Source organism: Thiobacillus denitrificans DSM 12475 (assembly GCF_000376425.1).
GTDB lineage: Bacteria > Pseudomonadota > Gammaproteobacteria > Burkholderiales > Thiobacillaceae > Thiobacillus > Thiobacillus denitrificans.
The window spans coordinates 20,389-37,515 of the sequence record NZ_AQWL01000004.1; the positions used below are offsets into that span (position 1 = coordinate 20,389).

Genomic DNA, 17,127 nt, shown 5'->3' on the forward strand with positions numbered 1-17,127 from the left:
AAGCAGGGGATGAAACATGCCGGATTCTATCATCGCCGCTTGATGGATTCAGTCGTATTCCAGGCTGTAAAACGCGTCGAAGCTGCTTTGCTGCCCGGCCTGCGCTTCCAGTCGCACGCGCGGCGTCAGCTGGTACAGCACCTTGACCACCTGGCTCAGCCCGTCCAGGCTCTGCTCGTAGCTCAGCATCGCGCGCGACGAAAGGCGCTTGCCGACACTGACCACGCTGCCGGTGAGGTCGTCACCGCTGCCGGCACGCACGTCGAAACTGTCGATGCCCAGCGCGTCGGCCAGTTTTGACTGAAAGTTCACCGATTCGGCCTGGCTCAGCAGCGCACCGGCCGCAACCTGAAGCAGCACGAATTCCTGCTGCCCGCTGTTTTCCAGGCCGTGCCCCAGCACCAGCCAGGCGAGCTTTTCGGTGTCGGGCAGGGCCGGATCGGAATACAGCTTCACCACCGGGCGCTGCACCGTGCCGCTGACCTGTACGCCGGCCTTGACGCTCGGATTCTTGCGCACCGCCAGCACGTCCAGCCCGGGGTTGTCGATCGGCCCGGCAAAGCGCAGCACCCCGCGCTCGATCTCCAGCGTCTGCGCATACGCCGCGTAGCGCCCTTCTTCCACCTGGATCGTGCCTTCGCCGCGCAGCACCTGCGAGGGGTATGCCGCCTGCGGTTTACGCCCATCAGGATGCTCGTTCTGCGGGGGGTCCGGGCGCAGCGTCCGGCTTACGGTGAACACGCGCAACTGGCCGCCCAGCCGCGCATCGAGCCCGCCGCCCTTGAACAGGAAGTCGTCGCCCAGCCTGAGCGTCAGGTCGAGCGCCAGCGGGAAACGCTGCGCTACCGGTTTTTCACGCGGCGGCTGGCCGATGACGACGACGTCGCTCGACAATACGGGCCGTCCCGCCTCCGGCATTTCCAGCCGGGCGCGGTCTGCAGTGAGTTCGCCGGTGAGTTGCAGGCGCTGCGGGTCGAGATTGAGACGGGTCGTGCCGGACACGCTCACGCGGCGGTCGCTGCGATTGATGGCGGCAAATTTCTCGAAGACCAGCGTGAGCCCCGCCTGCGGGTTTTTCAGCTGCGCTTCGCCGCTCACCACAATGCGTCCGCTCTGGCCTTTCAGTTCGCCCTGCTGCACCCGCACCCGGTCACCGTCCAGCAGCAGTTTCAGGCTGCCGTCGGTGATGGCGATGCCTTCTTCCGGCATCGCAAAGCGGATCGCGCCGGCATCGATCTGGCCGTCGATGCGCGGTGCCGCCAGGCTGCCGCTGCCCGCGAGCTGCGTGGCCAGGCGCGCATCCAGCTGGATGCCGACTGGCAGGAAAGGCCTGGCCAGACGCAGGTCGGGCACGTTGAGCGTGGCCGTCCATGCCAGCGGCGCGCTGCGCGGCAAGCCGAAGGCGGCGCCCGTGCGTTCCAGCGTGGCGCGTCCTTCGGCACGCACCTGTCCGGCCTCGCGGGTATCGGCTTCGAGGCGGGCCGTGACGCGGCTGGCGTCGGCACGAAAATTCAGTGCGAGCGCGGTCAGCCCCAGATTCATCGCCGGCTCGGTCAGGTGCACGTCGCCGCTCTGGCGCAGCAGGCGCGCCTGGCCGTCGAGCGTATCGCCCAGGCGCAGGCTCCAGTCGCCGTTCATCCGCAGGTCGGTGGTGAACGGCAACGGCTTTTCCAGCAGGCCGAGCACGGGCGTCAGCGGCAGGTTGGCCAAGCTGCCGCGCGTGGCCAGCTGCGCGCCCTGACGGTCGATCTGCATTACGTTGACCTGGCCGCCCGCCAGCGTCAGCACCAGATCGTTCACCTGTTGCCGCTCGCGCGACAGCGTCAGCGCGGCGGGCGCGCTCAGCCGCATCGGCCAGGCGCCCTCCACCTCGGCCCGGTTCAACTGTCCGCGCCACGACATCCGCGTGGCGTCCAGTCCGCCGGCGAGATTCGCCGTCACCCGCCAGGCAGGCAGACGGGCGTCGAGCGACAGTGTGTGCGCGTTGCGGCGACCCTGCAGGTCTGCCTGGATGACACTCAGGCGCTGCCCGGCCAGACGCACCCCGCGTGCGTCGAGCCGGCCGTTGAACGCGCCGGCCGCCGTCGCCTGCAGTTCGAGTTGCAGATCCAGGCTATCGGCCGCGATGTCGCCCGGCAGGCGCAGGCCGCTGGCTGCCACCTTTGCATCGATCTGCAACTGGGCAGGATCGCCACCGGCACTGCCCGTGCTGGTCAGCCGCCCGGCCAGTCCCAGGTTCAGCCGCGCCAGCGCGGGCGCGTCGATGTCCCACTTCAGGCGGTCGCCGGCACGGCCATAGGCACCCGTCAGCTGCGCGCGGTTGCCGGCGATATCGAGATCGATGTCGGCACCGGTCAGATGCCGGTTTTCGTAGCGCAAGCGTCCCTGCCCGCGGACCGGGCGGCCCTCGAGCTCGCCCGGCGGCAGGGTGAATTGCGTTTGCATCCGCAGGCCGGGCAGCAGCGCGCCGCTCACCTGGCCGCGCGCGTTGAGCCGCGCGCGCGGAAACTGTCCGAAGCGCGCCGGATTGATCTGCGTGGCGTCGAACTCGGCGGAAAACGCGCGGCTGGCATCGAGCTGCAGCATGCCTTTCGCCGTCAGCCGGCCGGCCTGGCCGCTGAAATTTGCCGTTTCCAGCCGCAAGCGCGAATCGGCATGACTCAGCGTGAAACGTCCTTGCCCCCAGGTTTCGTCCACCTCGGCGTCGAGCGCCTGGCGCGCGGCATCGCCGGTCAGTTGCAGCGTCGTGCGCAGACGCGTGGCGTAGAGATCGCGGTGCAGGCCGGCCAGATCGAGACGCGGGCTGGCGAGATCGAGCGCAAAGCGGCCATTGTGCCACTGGCCTGTTCCCGTGAGTTGCCCGGCTGCGCCCAGGTCGATCGCCAGCGCGCTGAAATCCGCATCGGTCATGTCGCCCGCCAGCGCCCCGGTCAGGTTGGCCACTGGCAGCCGGTGCTGGTCGAGCCGGCCAGCCAGCCGGTTGGTCAGGCTGAAGCTGCCGAGCAGGCGTTCGCCGACACGCCCCTCGAATACCCCGGAAAACGCCAGATCGGCGGCCGGCGCGTCCGTCACGAACAGCCGCGGGTCGATCCCCTGCCCGCTCAGCAGCAATCGGGGCAGGCGCACGCGTGCGAACGGCGCGGCTTCGCCGCTGGCCATCATGCGCATGCTTTCCGCCTCGGCATCGAGCCTGAATTGCAATGCCGTCAGGGTACCGGTCAGGCCGAGCCGGGCCGTTATCGGCACCGGTTCGTCGCGCACGGCGTCGATGCGCCCCTGCAAGACAAATGGCGCATCCTTGCCGATCTCGACTTGCCCCTGCAGCCCGGCCCACGGCGAGCTTACGCTTGCCTGGGTCAGGCGATAGCGCTGGCCGTCGTCATCGAGCCGCCCGCGCAACGCGCCGAGCGTCAACCCTGCACCGGCATCGACGATCTCCAGCTGCGCCAGGTCGAATGTGCGCACCTGCACAGCGAGCGGCAGGCGCAGGCTGCGCGGCAATTGCAGCGGCGTGGGGTCGGGCTTCAGGATCGTCACCCGCACATTGCGCGCCGCCAGCAGGTCGACGTCGAGCCGGCGCTGCCACAGTGCACGCGGTTGCCATTCGAGGCGGATGCCCTCGATTTCGATACGCCGGGCGGCGGTGGCGATCGTCAGCTTGCGGATGCCGAGCGGCACGCCGAGATGACCGTCGACGCCTTCGATCTGCACACGGCCGCCGCTCAAGTTCGCCGCTGCTCCGCTCAGCCAGCGGAACCCGGTGGCCGTGCCTGCCAGGAAGGCACCCGCCGCGACCAACAGGCCCAGCAGCGCAAACAGGCCCGCCAGCCACCGAATGGCGCGCCTCAAAACGATACTCCGAGCGAGAAATGCAGACGGAATTTGGCGGTGGCTTCGCCATAGGCGAGGTCGAGATTCACCGGGCCGACCGGAGAGCGGTAGCGCACACCCGTGCCATAGCCCAGCACCGGCGACAGAGCACCCGGGCTGTCGGCCGCATCGCCAGCATCGACGAACAGCGCCATGCCCCAGTCGCGGTTGAAAAAATAGTTGTATTCGACACTGCCGGTGGCGAGATAGCGCACCGATGCCACCCCGCCGGTGAGCGTGCGGCCCAGGCTCTGATAGGCATAGCCGCGCACCGAATTGTCGCCGCCGGCGCGGAACAGGAAATCGGTGGGAATGCCGTCGCGCGACTCCGCCAGTACGCTGCCGAATTCGCCGCGCAGGATCAGCCGGCCACTGTTGCCGGCACGGAAATACTGGGTGTGGCGGCCATACAGCCGGACGAAATCGGTATCCGACAGCAAGGCCTCGGCCGCACCACCGCCCTGCAGGCTCAGCACGTAGCCGCGCCGCGGATAGAACGCGCGTCCGACCGTGCGCTGCGTCCACGCATAGTTGGCCACCAGCGCCTGGTTGCGCACGTCCAGCACCTCGGCAATGCTCTGCTGTTCGGTCTGGTATTGCAGCGACAGGGTCGATTCGATCTGCCCACGCGTGCGGCTGCGCTTGGCCACAAATACCGTGGAACGGGTTTCCTGCCCCTTGATGTCTTCCTGCTTGAGCTGCATGCCAAGACTGTGTTCGTAACCCTTGGTCGTGCGCGGCCAGGCCAGTTCCGCCGCCCCCGTTTGGCGCATGGTTTCCAGGCGCGCATCGAGCTTGAGGCGCATGCCACGGTCCAGGATGTCGCGATCCAGCCACGATGCCTGCACCCGCGCGCCGGTGTCGGTACTGACGCCGGCCCCCACGCTGAACCGTTTCTCCGGCCGCTCCACCACCTCGACCCGGAGCGGCACCGCCGCCGCCAGCGCCGGATCGGGTTCGATGCGTACCGTGGCCTGTGCGTAATAGCCGCTGGATTCGAGCGCCGTCTGATAGTCCAGCAGATCCTGCTGGCGAACCGGCTTGCCGGGCCTGACCGGATTGAGGTTGCGGATGATCGACTCGGGGTAGCGCTGGCTGCCGCTGATGGTCGGCTGGCCGTAAAAGAAGGCAGGTCCGCTGTCGACCGTCAAGGTCAAGTCCGCCGCCTGTGCGGCGGGATCGATGCGCGCCTCGCTCGACTCGATCTGCGCCGCCGGATAGGCCCCCGCCAGCAGGGGCCGCAGCACTGCCAGCTTGGCCGCCTCCCAGTCCACCTGGCGAAACGGCATGCCCTGCTTCAACGTAAAGCTGCGTTCGACGCGCCCTCGCAGGCTGGCCGCATCGGGCCGTGTTTTCAAGGCGCCGCCGAAGGCCAGTTTCACGCTGCGCACCCGCGTGCGCGCACCGGGGTCGACCCGGTAAACCACCCGCCAGTCGTCGCCCGTCCGCGTCACCGCGCTGTCCACCTGCGGCGAAAAATAGCCCTCGGTCGCCAGCAGGTCGCGTGCCGTCAGCTCGCTCTGCCGCTGCAAGCGGGCGACTTCTTCGGCATCGGGCCTTACGCCCGAGCGCGCCGCCCGCGCCGTTTCCAGATGCTGCGTCAGGAGTGCCTTGATCTCATCCGGCGCTTCGACTTCCAGCGTCAACGCGTGCGCCGGCGTCGCGGCAAGCGCCGCGAGAAGCAGCAAGGCTTTGAAAAGGCGAACAGGCAAGACAAACCCGACGGAGAATAACGTCGAGCCATTCTAGGGGGTGCGGTGGAATCGGGCAAAACCACGCGCGAACCGCTCCGGCTTTCCCGGACGTCTTCGGGCCGCTTGTTGCATTACGCGGCCTCCCGGACGCCGCCGGAGTCAGTCCGGCTGGCTTTATCAAGCGGGCTCTACGGCCCCCTTCTCGAAATCGAATGTCCCGTTTTGTACGTCGACGCGGATGGTGTCATTGGGCGCGAAGCGCCCGGACAGGATTTCCTTCGCCAGCGGGTTTTCCAGCTCGCTCTGGATCGCGCGCTTGAGCGGCCGCGCACCGTAGATCGGGTCGAATCCGGCCTTGGCGATTTCGGCCAGCGCGGCGTCGCTGACGTCGAGCTTCATCTCCATCTGCGCCAGGCGTTTCTCCAGTGCCTGCAACTGGATGCGGGCGATACTGGCGATGTGCGCTTCGGACAGCGCGTGGAACACCACGACCTCGTCGATGCGGTTGATGAATTCGGGACGGAAGTAGGATTTCACCTCACCCAGCACGGCGAGCTTGACCACTTGGTAGTCGTCGCCCGCCATCTGCTGGATCATCTGGCTGCCGAGGTTAGAGGTCATCACGATCACGGTGTTGCGGAAATCCACGGTGCGGCCCTGGCCGTCGGTCAGACGGCCGTCGTCGAGCACCTGCAGCAGCACGTTGAAGACGTCCGGGTGCGCCTTCTCCACCTCATCCATCAGGATGACCGAATAGGGCTTCCTGCGCACCGCCTCGGTCAGATAGCCGCCCTCCTCGTAACCGACGTAGCCGGGCGGCGCGCCGATCAGGCGCGCGACCGAATGCTTCTCCATGAACTCGCTCATGTCGATGCGGATCATGTGGTCGGCGGAATCGAACAGGTATTCGGCCAGGGTCTTGCACAGTTCGGTCTTGCCGACGCCGGTGGGGCCGAGGAACAGGAAGGAGCCGAGCGGCCGGTTGGGATCGGACAGGCCGGCGCGCGAACGGCGGATCGCGTCGGAGACGACGCGCACCGCCTCGTCCTGCCCCACCACGCGGCTGTGCAGCTTGTCTTCCATGTGCAGCAGCTTGTCGCGCTCGCCCTGCATCATCTTCGACACCGGGATGCCGGTGGCGCGCGACACCACTTCGGCGATTTCCTCGGCGCCGACTTCGGTACGCAGCAGCTTGAACGCGGGCTTCTCGTCCGAGGCCTCGGCATGCTTCAGTTGCGCTTCCAGCTGCGGCAGCTTGCCGTACTGGATCTCGGCCACCTTGTCGAGCTTGCCCTGGCGCTGCAGCTCGACCATCTCGCCGCGCAGCCTGTCGATGGCCTCCTTGATGTGGGCGCTGCCCTGCACCTGGGCCTTTTCGGATTTCCAGACTTCCTCGAGATCGGCGTATTCGCGGCCGAGTTTCTCGATCTCGTCTTCCAGCAGGCCCAGGCGCTTCTTCGAGGCTTCGTCGGTTTCCCGCTTGACCGCCTCGCGCTCGATCTTCAGCTGGATGATGCGGCGGTCGAGCTTGTCCATCACCTCCGGCTTGGAGTCGATTTCCATCTTGATGCGCGCCGCCGCTTCGTCGATCAGGTCGATCGCCTTGTCGGGCAGGAAGCGGTCGGTGATGTAGCGGTGGCTCAACTCGGCCGCGGCGACGATGGCCGGGTCGGTGATATCGACGCCGTGGTGCAGCTCGTAGCGTTCCTGCAGGCCGCGCAGGATGGCGATGGTCGACTCGACGCTCGGCTCGTCGACCAGCACTTTCTGGAAGCGGCGCTCGAGCGCGGCGTCCTTCTCGATGTACTTGCGGTATTCGTCGAGCGTGGTGGCGCCGATCAGGTGCAGTTCGCCGCGCGCCAGCGCGGGTTTGAGCATGTTGCCGGCGTCGATCGCACCTTCGGCCTTGCCAGCGCCAACCAGCGTATGCAGTTCGTCGAGGAAGACGATGTAGCGGCCGGCGTCCATCGCCAGTTCCTTCAGCACGGCCTTCAGGCGCTCCTCGAATTCGCCACGGTATTTGGCGCCAGCCAGCAGCGCGGCGAGATCGAGCACCAGCACTTTCTTGCCCTTGAGCGTCTCCGGCACCTCGTTGTTGATGATCCGCTGCGCCAAACCTTCCACAATGGCCGTTTTACCGACGCCGGGTTCGCCGATCAGCACCGGGTTGTTCTTGGTGCGGCGCTGCAGGATCTGGATCGAGCGGCGGATCTCGTCGTCGCGCCCGATCACCGGGTCGAGCTTGCCTTCGCGCGCGCGCGCGGTGAGATCGAGTGTGTACTTGGCGAGCGCCTCGCGCTGGCCTTCGGCTTCCTGCGACTGCACCGCCTCGCCGCCGCGCACGGCCAGAATGGCCTGTTCCAGCGCGGCCTTCTGCGCGCCATGCTGCTTCAGCAGGCGCCCGGTCTCACCCTTGTCGTCGAGCGCCGCCAGCAGGAACAGCTCGGAGGCGATGAAGGCGTCGTTGCGCTTCATCGCCTCCTTGTCGGTGAGGTTCAAGAGGTTGTTGAGTTCGCGCGAGACGCTCACCTCGCCACCCTGGCCTTCCACCTTCGGCAGCCGCGTCAGCGCCTGGGCGAGCGATGCCTTCAGCGCTGGCACCTGCACCCCGGCGCGCGACAGGATGGCCGCGGCGCCGCCGCCTTCCTGGTTCAGCAGCGCCAACAGCAGGTGCTGCGGCTCGATGTAGGCATGGTCGCCGCCGACGGCCAGGCTTTGCGCGTCGGAAAACGCCTGTTGGAACTGGGTGGTGAGCTTGTCGAAACGCATAGGTGACCTCGTGCTTAAGGTATATTGAATGACAGCTAAATGATGCCTTGCCGGGCGATTTCAACCCTTTATGTCTGAATTGAGCGTAGAACAGGTTTTGTCCGATGTCGCGCGCGCGCTGGCCGAAGATGTCGGCAGCGGCGATCTTACCGCCCAACTGATCCCCGCAGCGCAAACCGCCCGCGCCCGTGTCATCACCCGCGAACCCGCCGTGATCGCCGGACGGCCGTGGTTCGACGCCTGTTTCCGCGTGCTCGACTCCGCCTGCACCCTCGACTGGCGGGTCGGCGAGGGCGCTGCCGTCGCCGCCGGCAGCGTGCTGGTGGATATCGGCGGCAACGCCCGCGCGCTGCTGACCGCCGAGCGCGCGGCGCTGAATTTCCTGCAGGCCCTGTCGGCCGTGGCCACCGCCACCCGGCCCTACGTCGAGGCGGTGCGCGGCACCCACGCCGTCATTCTCGATACCCGCAAGACCCTGCCCGGTCTGCGCATCGCCGAAAAATACGCGGTGCGAGCCGGCGGCGGACAGAACCAGCGCACAGGCCTGTACGACGGCATCCTGATCAAGGAAAACCACATCGCCGCGGCGGGCGGCATCGCACCAGTGCTGGAAGCGGCGCTCAGACTGGCTGACGGCAAGGCCAGCGTGCAGATCGAGGTGGAAAACCTCGACGAGCTCGAACAGGCGCTGGCCGCCGGCGCGCCACTGATCCTGCTCGACAATTTCGGTCTGGCCGATCTGCGCCGCGCGGTGCAGCTCACCCATGGCCGCGCCCTGCTCGAAGCTTCCGGCAACATCACGCTGGAGACGGTGCGCGCCGTGGCCGAAACCGGGGTCGACCGCATTTCCATCGGCGGACTCACCAAGCATATCCGCGCGGTCGACCTGTCGATGCGCATCGACGCCGATGATTGAGCTTGTCCGTGCCCGCTACGGCCACCCCCCGCATGCCGCCGCGCTGCTCGCATTGCTGGATGCCTATGCGCGCGACCCGGCGGGTGGCGGCGTGCCGCTCAGCGACTTCGCCCGCGACAACCTGATCGGCGAACTCGCTGCGCGACCATCCATCTTCAGCGTGCTGGCGTTCGACGACGGTGTTCCGGTCGGCCTTATCAACGCCATCGAAGGCTTTTCCACCTTCGCCTGCCGGCCGCTGGTCAACGTCCACGACGTCGTCGTCCTGCAAAGCCATCGCGGCCGCGGCATTGCCGCGCAATTGTTCGCCGGGGTCGAGGCCATCGCGCGCGAGCGCAACGCCTGCAAGCTGACGCTGGAAGTCCTCTCCGGCAACCGCGCCGCGCGCTCGCTGTATGAAAAACTGGGCTTTGCCGACTACCAGCTTGATCCCGTGATGGGTCACGCACAGTTCCTGCAGAAGTGGCTGGATTGAAGCGCGCGCTGGCCGCGCTGGTGCTGGCATGGGCCGCATGGCTACCGCAGCCGGCACCGGCCGACACTGCACCGGCGATGCTGCTGGCCGAGGTGTACGCTGCCGACGTCGACGTCACGCGATACTGGGTGAGCGAGAAATTCGACGGCGTGCGCGCCCAGTGGGACGGCCGCACCCTGCGCTTTCGCGGCGGCGGCCTGGTTCCAGCGCCGCCCTGGTTCACCGAAAACTTTCCGCCGCTGCCGCTCGACGGCGAACTGTGGATAGCCCGCGACCAGTTCGATGCCCTGTCGGGCACGGTGCGCAGGATCGAGCCGGTCGATGCCGAATGGCGGCAGGTGCGTTACCTGGTTTTCGAACTGCCCGGCGCGGCCGGCGACTTCAGCCAGCGCGTCCGGCAGATGCGAACCATCGTCGAACTCGCCGCCGTGCCCTGGCTGCAGGCCGTCGAGCAGACGCGCGTGGCTGACCGCGCCGGGCTGATGCAGCGGCTCGACGCCGTGGTGCAGGGTGGCGGCGAAGGCCTGATGCTGCATCGCGCCGACGCGCCCACCCTCGCCGGCCGCAGCGATACGCTGCTGAAACTGAAACCCTGGCTGGATACCGAGGCGGTCGTGGTCGGCTACGTTCCCGGCAAGGGCAAATACCGGGGCATGACCGGCGCACTGCAGATGGAAATGCCGGACGGCAGGCGCTTCCGCATCGGCAGCGGCCTCTCCGACGCGTTGCGCCGCCAGCCGCCGCCCATCGGCGCACGCATCACCTATCGCTACCAGCAGTTGACGAAGAACGGCCTGCCGCGGTTTCCGCGCTATCTGCGGGTGAGGGAAGATTTCTAACGGCTTATCCCAGCCAGATCAGCGCCGCCATCCGTCCGGTCACGCCGTCGCGGCGGTATGAATAGAAACTGTCCGCTTCGCTGAACGTGCAGCGCCCACCGCCGTAGACTGCCTGCACGCCCACACGATCAAGGCGGATGCGCGCCAGTTGATAAATGTCGGCAAGCCATTTGCCCGGCGCAGGTTGTGGAACAAACGCGGCACCAGCGTCGGGGTGCCGGTTCACGAACGCCTGCCGCACCTCGTCGCCGACTTCGAACGCCTGCGGCCCGATGGCGGCGCCCATCCAGGCGATGATCTCGGCCGGCGGCGCCTGCATCGCGGCGACGGTAGCTTCGAGCACGCCGCCGGCCAGCCCGCGCCAGCCCGCGTGGGCAGCCGCGACAACACTGCCGGCACGGTCGCAGAACAGCACCGGCAGGCAGTCGGCGGTGAGCACGGCGCAGACCTGCCCGGGTTCACGAGTGAACGATGCATCGGCTTCGGGATTCGGTTCGGGTCCGAGTTCGAGTGCGCGCGCGCTGTGGACCTGTTTGAGCCAGCCCGGCTCGGCAGGAAGACGCTGGCGCAGTCGCGCGCGATTGGCGGCAACGCGGGCAGGGGCGTCGCCGACGTGGTCGCCGAGGTTGAGGCTGGCCCAGGAGGCCTCGCTGACGCCGCCCGTACGGGTGGTCATCAGGCTTTTTACCCGCGCCGGCGCGGGCCAGTCGGGAACGATCGGCTTCACTTGCCCCAGTCGGTGTTGTCGCGCAGTGCCTGCAGCAGCGAGGCGAAATCAGGCGGCAAAGGGCATTCCCATTGCATGTAATCCTGCGTGACCGGGTGGATCAGGCCGAGCTTTTCGGCGTGCAGCGCCTGGCGCGGGAACGGAATCTTGAGGTGGCTGCGGCGGCTGGCGCTGTAGACCGATTCGCCGACCAGCGGATGGCCGATGTGCTGCATGTGGACGCGGATCTGGTGGGTGCGCCCGGTTTCCAGCTTGCAGCGCAGCAGGGTGATCCCCGGAAAGCGCTCGACCACGTCGTAATGGGTGACCGCCTGCTTGCCCATGCTGTGCACGGTGCGCTTGGTGCGGTTGTGCGGATCGCGCGCCAGCGGCGCATCGACGGTGCCGGCGTGGTCGACCTCGCCATACACCAGGGCGAGGTATTCGCGCTTGACGCTGCGCGCCTGCAGCTGGCGCACCAGGTCGGTATGCGCGCGCAGGGTTTTGGCGACGACCAGCAGGCCGGATGTGTCCTTGTCGAGCCGGTGCACGATGCCGGCGCGCGGCAGTTCGGCGACCTGCGGCACGTGATGCAGCAGCGCGTTGAGCAGCGTTCCCTGGCGGTTTCCGCTGCCAGGATGGACCACCAGCCCGACCGGTTTGTCGATGACCATCAGCACCGGATCTTCGAACACCACGTTGAGCGGAATGGCCTCCGGCGCGTCGGGGGTGGCGTCCGGATCCGGCTCGATTTCGACCCGTACCGCCTCGCCGCCGCTGACCTTCATCCTGGTCGTGCCCCAGGCGTCGTCCACCGCGATCTTGCGCGCACGGATCCAGTTCTGGATGCGGTTGCGCGAAAACTCCGGCAGCAGGGCGGCCAGGGCCTGGTCCAGGCGCTGGCCGCCCTGCGCATCCGGGATCACCAGCTGACGGATATCGCCCTGGCTATTTCCCTTATAATCGGTCGACGAATTTTCTGTGTCTTTTCCCATGCTTAAGCAACGTTCATCCGGTTTCAATACATTCAATCGGGCGCCCGGCCTCAAACCGGCGCTGGGCAGCGCACTCCTGGCCGCTGCGCTCACCCTGGGCGGCTGCGGCCTGCTGCCCGAGGTCAAGGATGAAACCGCGGGCTGGTCGGCGCAAAAGCTCTATGCCGAGGCGAAAGACAATCTCAACGAGGGCAACTACGAACGGTCGGTCAAGCTGTTCGAAACGCTGGAGTCGCGCTACCCGTTCGGCCGCTATGCGCAGCAGGCGCAGCTCGAAGTCGCCTACGCCTACTACAAGGACAACGAGCCGATTTCCGCCATTGCCGCGTGCGACCGCTTCATCAAGCTGCACCCCAATCACCCTAACGTCGATTACGCCTACTATCTGAAGGGCCTGGCGAATTTTAACGACGACCTCGGCCTGTTGGGCAACCTGGTCGATCAGGACATGAGCGAACGCGATCCCAAGGCTGCACGCGACGCATTCCTGTCGTTCAAGGAACTGGCCACCCGCTTCCCCGACAGCAAGTACGCCGCCGATTCGACCGCCCGCATGAAGTACCTGGTCAATGCGCTGGCCGGCAACGAAGTCCACGTCGCCAAATACTATCTGAAACGCGAGGCCTGGGTAGCCGCTGCCAATCGTGCCAAGGAAGTGCTGAAAACCTATCCCGAAGCCCCTGCCCTGGAAGAGGCGCTGGCGATCATGGTGATTGCCTACGACAAGCTGAAACTGACCGACCTGCGCGACGATGCGCAGCGCGTGCTGACGCTCAATTTCCCCAATAGCAAGTACAGCAAGGGTGTCAGTACCGAGGGCAAGGCCTGGTACCGGTTCTGGTGATCGATCGGCAAGGCGGCAGATCAGACCGCCGCTTCGCCCGATTCGCCGGTGCGTATCCGCACCACCTGCTCCACCGCCGTCACGAAAATCTTGCCGTCGCCGATCTTGCCGGTACGCGCTGCGCTGATGATCGCCTCCATCGCGCGATCCAGCAGGTCGTCGGCGACGACGATCTCGACCTTCACCTTGGGCAGAAAATCCACCACGTATTCGGCACCGCGATACAGCTCGGTGTGGCCTTTCTGGCGGCCGAAGCCTTTGACCTCGGTCACGGTCAGGCCGGTCACCCCGAGTTCGGACAGCGCTTCGCGCACTTCGTCGAGCTTGAATGGCTTGATGATGGCTTCGATTTTTTTCATGACAGCTCCCCTTCGGGTCGATATTTCGAGGTGATCGGATAGCGCCGGTCCTTGCCGAAGTTGCGCGGCGTGATGCGCGGACCGGGTGGCGCCTGGCGGCGTTTGTATTCTGCAAGATCGATCATGCGGATGACTTTGCGCACGATGGCGGCGTCAAACCCCAGCGCGACGATGTCGCGCGCCGCCAGATCGCGCTCGACGTAGGCCGCCAGGATGGCGTCGAGCGTGTCGTACGGCGGCAGGCTGTCCTGGTCGGTCTGGTCAGGGCGCAGTTCGGCCGACGGCGGACGATCGATGATGCGTTGCGGAATGACCTGGAATCCCGCCGTCCCAGGCAGGCTGTTGCGGTAATTCGCCAGCCGGTACACCAGGGTTTTCGGCACATCCTTCAACACGGCGAAGCCGCCTGCCATGTCGCCATACAAGGTCGCGTACCCGGTCGCCATTTCGCTCTTGTTGCCGGTGGTCAGCACCAGCGAGCCGAATTTGTTGGACAGCGCCATCAGCAGCGTGCCGCGCGCCCGCGCCTGCAGGTTTTCTTCGGTGGCATCCGCCACCCTTCCGGCAAACTCGCCGGCCAGCTGCGCCACGAAAGCGTCGAATATCGGCCCGATGGCGATTTCGGAATAGCGCACGCCGAGCCGCTGCACCATCTCGCGCGAATCCTCGACGCTGATGGAAGCGGTGTAATCCGACGGCATCATCACCGCATGCACCTGGCCCGCCCCCAGGGCATCGGTCGCTATGGCCAGCGTCAGCGCTGAATCGATGCCGCCCGACAACCCCAGGTGCACCCCCTTGAAGCCGTTCTTGCCGACGTAATCGCGCACCGCCAGCACCAGCGCGTCGTAGGCTGCCGCCTCCTCGGTCTGCAGGTCATGCCGTGGCCCGCTGCAGCTGTTGCCCGCAATGTCCAGATAAAACAGCCCCTCGCGCCAGGCCGGGCACTGCACCACCACCTCGCCTCCGGTACTGACCGCAAACGAGGCGCCGTCGAACACCAGTTCGTCCTGCCCGCCCACCAGATTGGCGTAAATGATCGGCAAGCCAGCTTCGGCGAGGCGCGATCGCGCGACCGCATGGCGTTCACGCTCCTTGTTGAGATGGAACGGTGAGGCGTTCGGCACCAGCAGCCAGTCGGCGCCGGCTTCCATCGCCCGCGTCGCCGGCCCCGGCTCCCAGATATCACCGCAGATATTGAGGCCGAAACTCACCCCGCCGCAGCTGAACACGCAGGGCGCGTCGCCGCTGTCGAACACGCGCTGCTCGTCGAACACGGAATAATTCGGCAGGTGGTGCTTGCGGTACACCGCCTCGATCCGTCCACCGCGCAGCAGCGCCGCCGCATTGAACAGGCCGTCGTCAGTGCGCTCGGGGTAGCCGACGATCAGCGCAAGTTCGCGCGGCGCCTCGTCTGCAATTTTCGCCAGCGCAGCCGCGCAGGCCTCGCAAAAATCACGCCGCAGCACCAGGTCTTCCGCCGGATAGCCGCAGATCGACATTTCCGGCGTAAGCAGCAAGGCCGCGCCTGCCGCATGCGCCTCGCACGCGGCGGCAAGCAGCCTGTCGGCGTTGCCCGCGATGTCGCCGACGGTGAGATTGATCTGCGCGATAGCGAGTTTCATCGAGCGCCGAGCGCCAGTTGCACGGCTTCGCCCAGGCCCGCGGGGCTTTGCGCCACGACGGCGCCCGCGGCTTCCAGCGCGCGGATTTTTGCGTCCGCCGTGCCGCTGCCGCCGGCAATGATCGCACCGGCGTGGCCCATGCGCTTGCCCTTGGGGGCGGTGCGGCCGGCGATGTAGGCGGCGACCGGTTTCTGCATGCTGGAACGGATGTATTCGGCCGCCTCTTCCTCGCGGCTGCCGCCGATCTCGCCGACCAGGATCACCGCTTCGGTCTGCGGGTCGGCTTCGAACAGTTCGAGACAATCGATGAAATCCAGCCCCTTGATCGGATCGCCGCCGATGCCGACGCAGGTCGACTGCCCCAGTCCGAGTTGCGTGGTCTGATGCACCGCTTCGTAGGTGAGCGTGCCGGAACGCGAAACGATGCCGATCTTGCCCTTCCGGTGGATGGCGCCGGGCATGATGCCGATCTTGCATTCGCCCGAGCTGATGATGCCGGGGCAGTTGGGGCCGATCAGTTTCGCGCCGTTGGCACGCAGCGCCGCCTTCACATTGAGCATGTCCAGCACCGGGATGCCCTCGGTGATGCAGACGATGATCTCGATGCCGGCATCCGCCGCCTCCAGGATCGAATCGGCGGCGAACGCGGCGGGCACGTAGATCATGGTCGCATTGGCGCCGGTCTGCCGCACCGCGGCACGCACCGTGTCGAACACCGGCAAATCGAGGTGCGTCTGTCCGCCCTTGCCCGGCGTCACCCCGCCGACCATCCGGGTGCCGTAGGCGATCGCCTGCGCGGAATGGAAGCTGCCCTGCTTGCCGGTGAAGCCCTGGCAGATGACCTTGGTGTCCCGATCGACGAGGATGCTCATTGCGCTTGCTCCACCGCGAGTTTGGCCGCCTGGGTGAGGCTTTCCGCCGGCAGGATCGCCAGCCCCGATTCGGCCAGCAGCGTGCGGCCTCGCTCGGCATTGGTGCCTTCCAGCCGCACGATCACCGGCACTTCGACACCGACCTCCTGCACCGCCTGGACGATGCCCTCGGCAATCACGTCGCAGCGCACGATGCCACCGAAGATGTTGATCAGCACCGCCTTGACGTTGGGGTCGAGGAGGATGATCTTGAAGCCCTGCGCCACCGTCTCCGGGGTGGCGCCGCCGCCGACGTCGAGGAAGTTGGCGGGCGCTCCGCCTTCCAGTTGGATCAGGTCCATCGTCGCCATTGCCAGGCCGGCGCCGTTGACCATGCAGCCGATGTTGCCGGCGAGCGCGACGTAGTTCACGCTGGCCGCATTGGCCGCCGCTTCCTTGGCGTCGATCTGGCTGTCGTCGCGCAGTTCGGCCAGTGCGCGGCGGCGGTACAGCGCGTTGTCGTCGACGCTCATCTTGCAGTCGAGCGGCAGCACGCGGTTGTCGGCGGTCACCACCAGCGGATTGATTTCGAGCAGGGAGAGATCGTTGGCCACGAACACGCGGTAGAGCTGCGGCAGCAGGCGGCAGAAATCCTTGAACGCGTCGCCCGTGAGTTCGAGTGCGAAGGCGAGCGCACGGCACTGGAAGTCCTGCACACCCAGCAGTGGATCGCAGGTCTCGGTCAGGACTTTTTCCGGGGTGGCATGGGCGACGTCCTCGATGTCCATGCCGCCGGCGGCGGAGGCCACCACGGCGATGCGTTCGGTCTCGCGGTCGACCAGCAGCGACAGGTACAGTTCGCGCGCGATCGGCAGGGTTTCTTCCACCAGCACCTGGTTCACCGGCTGACCGTCGGACGCGTTCTGATTGGTGACCAAAGGCTTTCCCAGTAGCGTTGCGGCCACCGTGCGCACGTCGTCCAGGCTTTTCACCACCTTGACCCCACCCGCCTTGCCGCGCCCGCCAGCGTGGATCTGCGCCTTCACCACCCAGGCATCGCCGCCCAGCTCACTGGCGGCATTGACCGCTGCGTCGGCACTGGCCGCAGCGAAGCCGCGCGGCGTGTTAATGTTGTCCGAACGCAATATCTGTTTGGCCTGGAATTCGTGCAGGTTCATGTGTTT

The 17,127-nt window shown here is 66.7% G+C and carries 13 protein-coding genes; 4 read left to right on the forward strand and 9 right to left on the reverse strand.

The window, feature by feature from the left end; genetic code table 11:
* Nucleotides 1-48: 48 nt before the first annotated feature.
* The 3 genes from B059_RS0106915 to clpB form a co-directional block, all read right to left on the reverse strand.
* Entirely contained in the window at nucleotides 49-3,849 is a 3,801-nt protein-coding gene (locus B059_RS0106915) for a translocation/assembly module TamB domain-containing protein (protein ID WP_018077513.1), read from the reverse strand.
* Nucleotides 3,846-5,582 (reverse strand): autotransporter assembly complex protein TamA, encoded by a 1,737-nt coding sequence (locus B059_RS0106920; protein ID WP_018077514.1) that lies wholly within the window; start codon nucleotides 5,580-5,582, stop codon nucleotides 3,846-3,848. Before B059_RS0106920 ends, B059_RS0106915 begins: the two co-directional genes overlap by 4 nt.
* A 159-nt stretch (nucleotides 5,583-5,741) precedes the next feature.
* Nucleotides 5,742-8,333: an ATP-dependent chaperone ClpB gene (clpB, locus tag B059_RS0106925; RefSeq protein ID WP_018077515.1), complete on the reverse strand. Its 2,592-nt coding sequence runs from the start codon at nucleotides 8,331-8,333 to the stop codon at nucleotides 5,742-5,744.
* A 70-nt stretch (nucleotides 8,334-8,403) separates the two neighbouring features.
* On the opposite strand from clpB, the gene nadC reads away from it, so the two are divergent.
* From nadC to B059_RS0106940, 3 genes are read left to right on the forward strand one after another with little or no spacing between them, the layout of a single operon-like run.
* On the forward strand, nucleotides 8,404-9,249 hold the full coding sequence (nadC, locus tag B059_RS0106930) for a carboxylating nicotinate-nucleotide diphosphorylase (RefSeq protein ID WP_018077516.1): 846 nt from the start codon (nucleotides 8,404-8,406) through the stop codon (nucleotides 9,247-9,249).
* Nucleotides 9,242-9,724, forward strand: coding sequence for a GNAT family N-acetyltransferase (locus tag B059_RS0106935; RefSeq protein WP_018077517.1), 483 nt, complete (start codon nucleotides 9,242-9,244; stop codon nucleotides 9,722-9,724). The genes nadC and B059_RS0106935 overlap by 8 nt, the downstream gene beginning before the upstream one ends.
* Nucleotides 9,721-10,563 (forward strand): DNA ligase, encoded by an 843-nt coding sequence (locus tag B059_RS0106940; protein WP_018077518.1) that lies wholly within the window; start codon nucleotides 9,721-9,723, stop codon nucleotides 10,561-10,563. The genes B059_RS0106935 and B059_RS0106940 overlap by 4 nt, the downstream gene beginning before the upstream one ends.
* Before the next feature lie 4 nt (nucleotides 10,564-10,567).
* Here B059_RS0106940 and pgeF read toward each other — a convergent pair whose 3' ends face one another.
* Nucleotides 10,568-11,290 carry a peptidoglycan editing factor PgeF gene (gene pgeF, locus B059_RS0106945; RefSeq protein WP_018077519.1) on the reverse strand — a complete coding sequence of 241 codons (723 nt, stop codon included), beginning with the start codon at nucleotides 11,288-11,290 and terminating at the stop codon, nucleotides 10,568-10,570.
* Complete coding sequence (gene rluD, locus B059_RS0106950) at nucleotides 11,287-12,264, reverse strand: 23S rRNA pseudouridine(1911/1915/1917) synthase RluD (protein WP_018077520.1); 978 nt, start codon at nucleotides 12,262-12,264, stop codon at nucleotides 11,287-11,289. Before rluD ends, pgeF begins: the two co-directional genes overlap by 4 nt.
* Here rluD and B059_RS0106955 point away from each other — a divergent pair.
* The gene (locus B059_RS0106955) at nucleotides 12,263-13,108 is read left to right on the forward strand and encodes an outer membrane protein assembly factor BamD (RefSeq protein ID WP_018077521.1); all 846 of its coding nucleotides are present in this window, start codon (nucleotides 12,263-12,265) and stop codon (nucleotides 13,106-13,108) included. The two genes, rluD and B059_RS0106955, sit on opposite strands and share 2 nt — an antisense overlap.
* 20 nt (nucleotides 13,109-13,128) lie before the next feature.
* On the opposite strand, the gene B059_RS0106960 is transcribed toward B059_RS0106955, so the two are convergent.
* From B059_RS0106960 to sucC, 4 genes are read right to left on the reverse strand one after another with little or no spacing between them, the layout of a single operon-like run.
* On the reverse strand, nucleotides 13,129-13,467 hold the full coding sequence (locus B059_RS0106960) for a P-II family nitrogen regulator (protein WP_018077522.1): 339 nt from the start codon (nucleotides 13,465-13,467) through the stop codon (nucleotides 13,129-13,131).
* Nucleotides 13,464-15,092, reverse strand: a complete 1,629-nt coding sequence (locus B059_RS0106965) for an NAD+ synthase (RefSeq protein ID WP_018077523.1) — start codon at nucleotides 15,090-15,092, stop codon at nucleotides 13,464-13,466. Before B059_RS0106965 ends, B059_RS0106960 begins: the two co-directional genes overlap by 4 nt.
* Nucleotides 15,089-15,964 (reverse strand): succinate--CoA ligase subunit alpha, encoded by an 876-nt coding sequence (gene sucD / locus B059_RS0106970; RefSeq protein WP_018077524.1) that lies wholly within the window; start codon nucleotides 15,962-15,964, stop codon nucleotides 15,089-15,091. Before sucD ends, B059_RS0106965 begins: the two co-directional genes overlap by 4 nt.
* Nucleotides 15,961-17,121 (reverse strand): ADP-forming succinate--CoA ligase subunit beta, encoded by a 1,161-nt coding sequence (gene sucC / locus B059_RS0106975; protein ID WP_018077525.1) that lies wholly within the window; start codon nucleotides 17,119-17,121, stop codon nucleotides 15,961-15,963. The genes sucD and sucC overlap by 4 nt, the downstream gene beginning before the upstream one ends.
* Nucleotides 17,122-17,127: the final 6 nt, after the last annotated feature.

Excerpts from the sequence above, each read along its gene's own strand:
- clpB (WP_018077515.1), bottom strand. The coding sequence starts at position 8,333 with ATGCGTTTCGACAAGCTCACCACCCAGTTCCAACAGGCGTTTTCCGAC.
- nadC (WP_018077516.1), top strand. The coding sequence starts at position 8,404 with ATGTCTGAATTGAGCGTAGAACAGGTTTTGTCCGATGTCGCGCGCGCG.
- B059_RS0106935 (WP_018077517.1), top strand. The coding sequence starts at position 9,242 with ATGATTGAGCTTGTCCGTGCCCGCTACGGCCACCCCCCGCATGCCGCC.
- B059_RS0106955 (WP_018077521.1), top strand. The coding sequence starts at position 12,263 with ATGCTTAAGCAACGTTCATCCGGTTTCAATACATTCAATCGGGCGCCC.
- rluD (WP_018077520.1), bottom strand. The coding sequence starts at position 12,264 with ATGGGAAAAGACACAGAAAATTCGTCGACCGATTATAAGGGAAATAGC.
- B059_RS0106960 (WP_018077522.1), bottom strand. The coding sequence starts at position 13,467 with ATGAAAAAAATCGAAGCCATCATCAAGCCATTCAAGCTCGACGAAGTG.
- B059_RS0106965 (WP_018077523.1), bottom strand. The coding sequence starts at position 15,092 with ATGAAACTCGCTATCGCGCAGATCAATCTCACCGTCGGCGACATCGCG.
- sucD (WP_018077524.1), bottom strand. The coding sequence starts at position 15,964 with ATGAGCATCCTCGTCGATCGGGACACCAAGGTCATCTGCCAGGGCTTC.
- sucC (WP_018077525.1), bottom strand. The coding sequence starts at position 17,121 with ATGAACCTGCACGAATTCCAGGCCAAACAGATATTGCGTTCGGACAAC.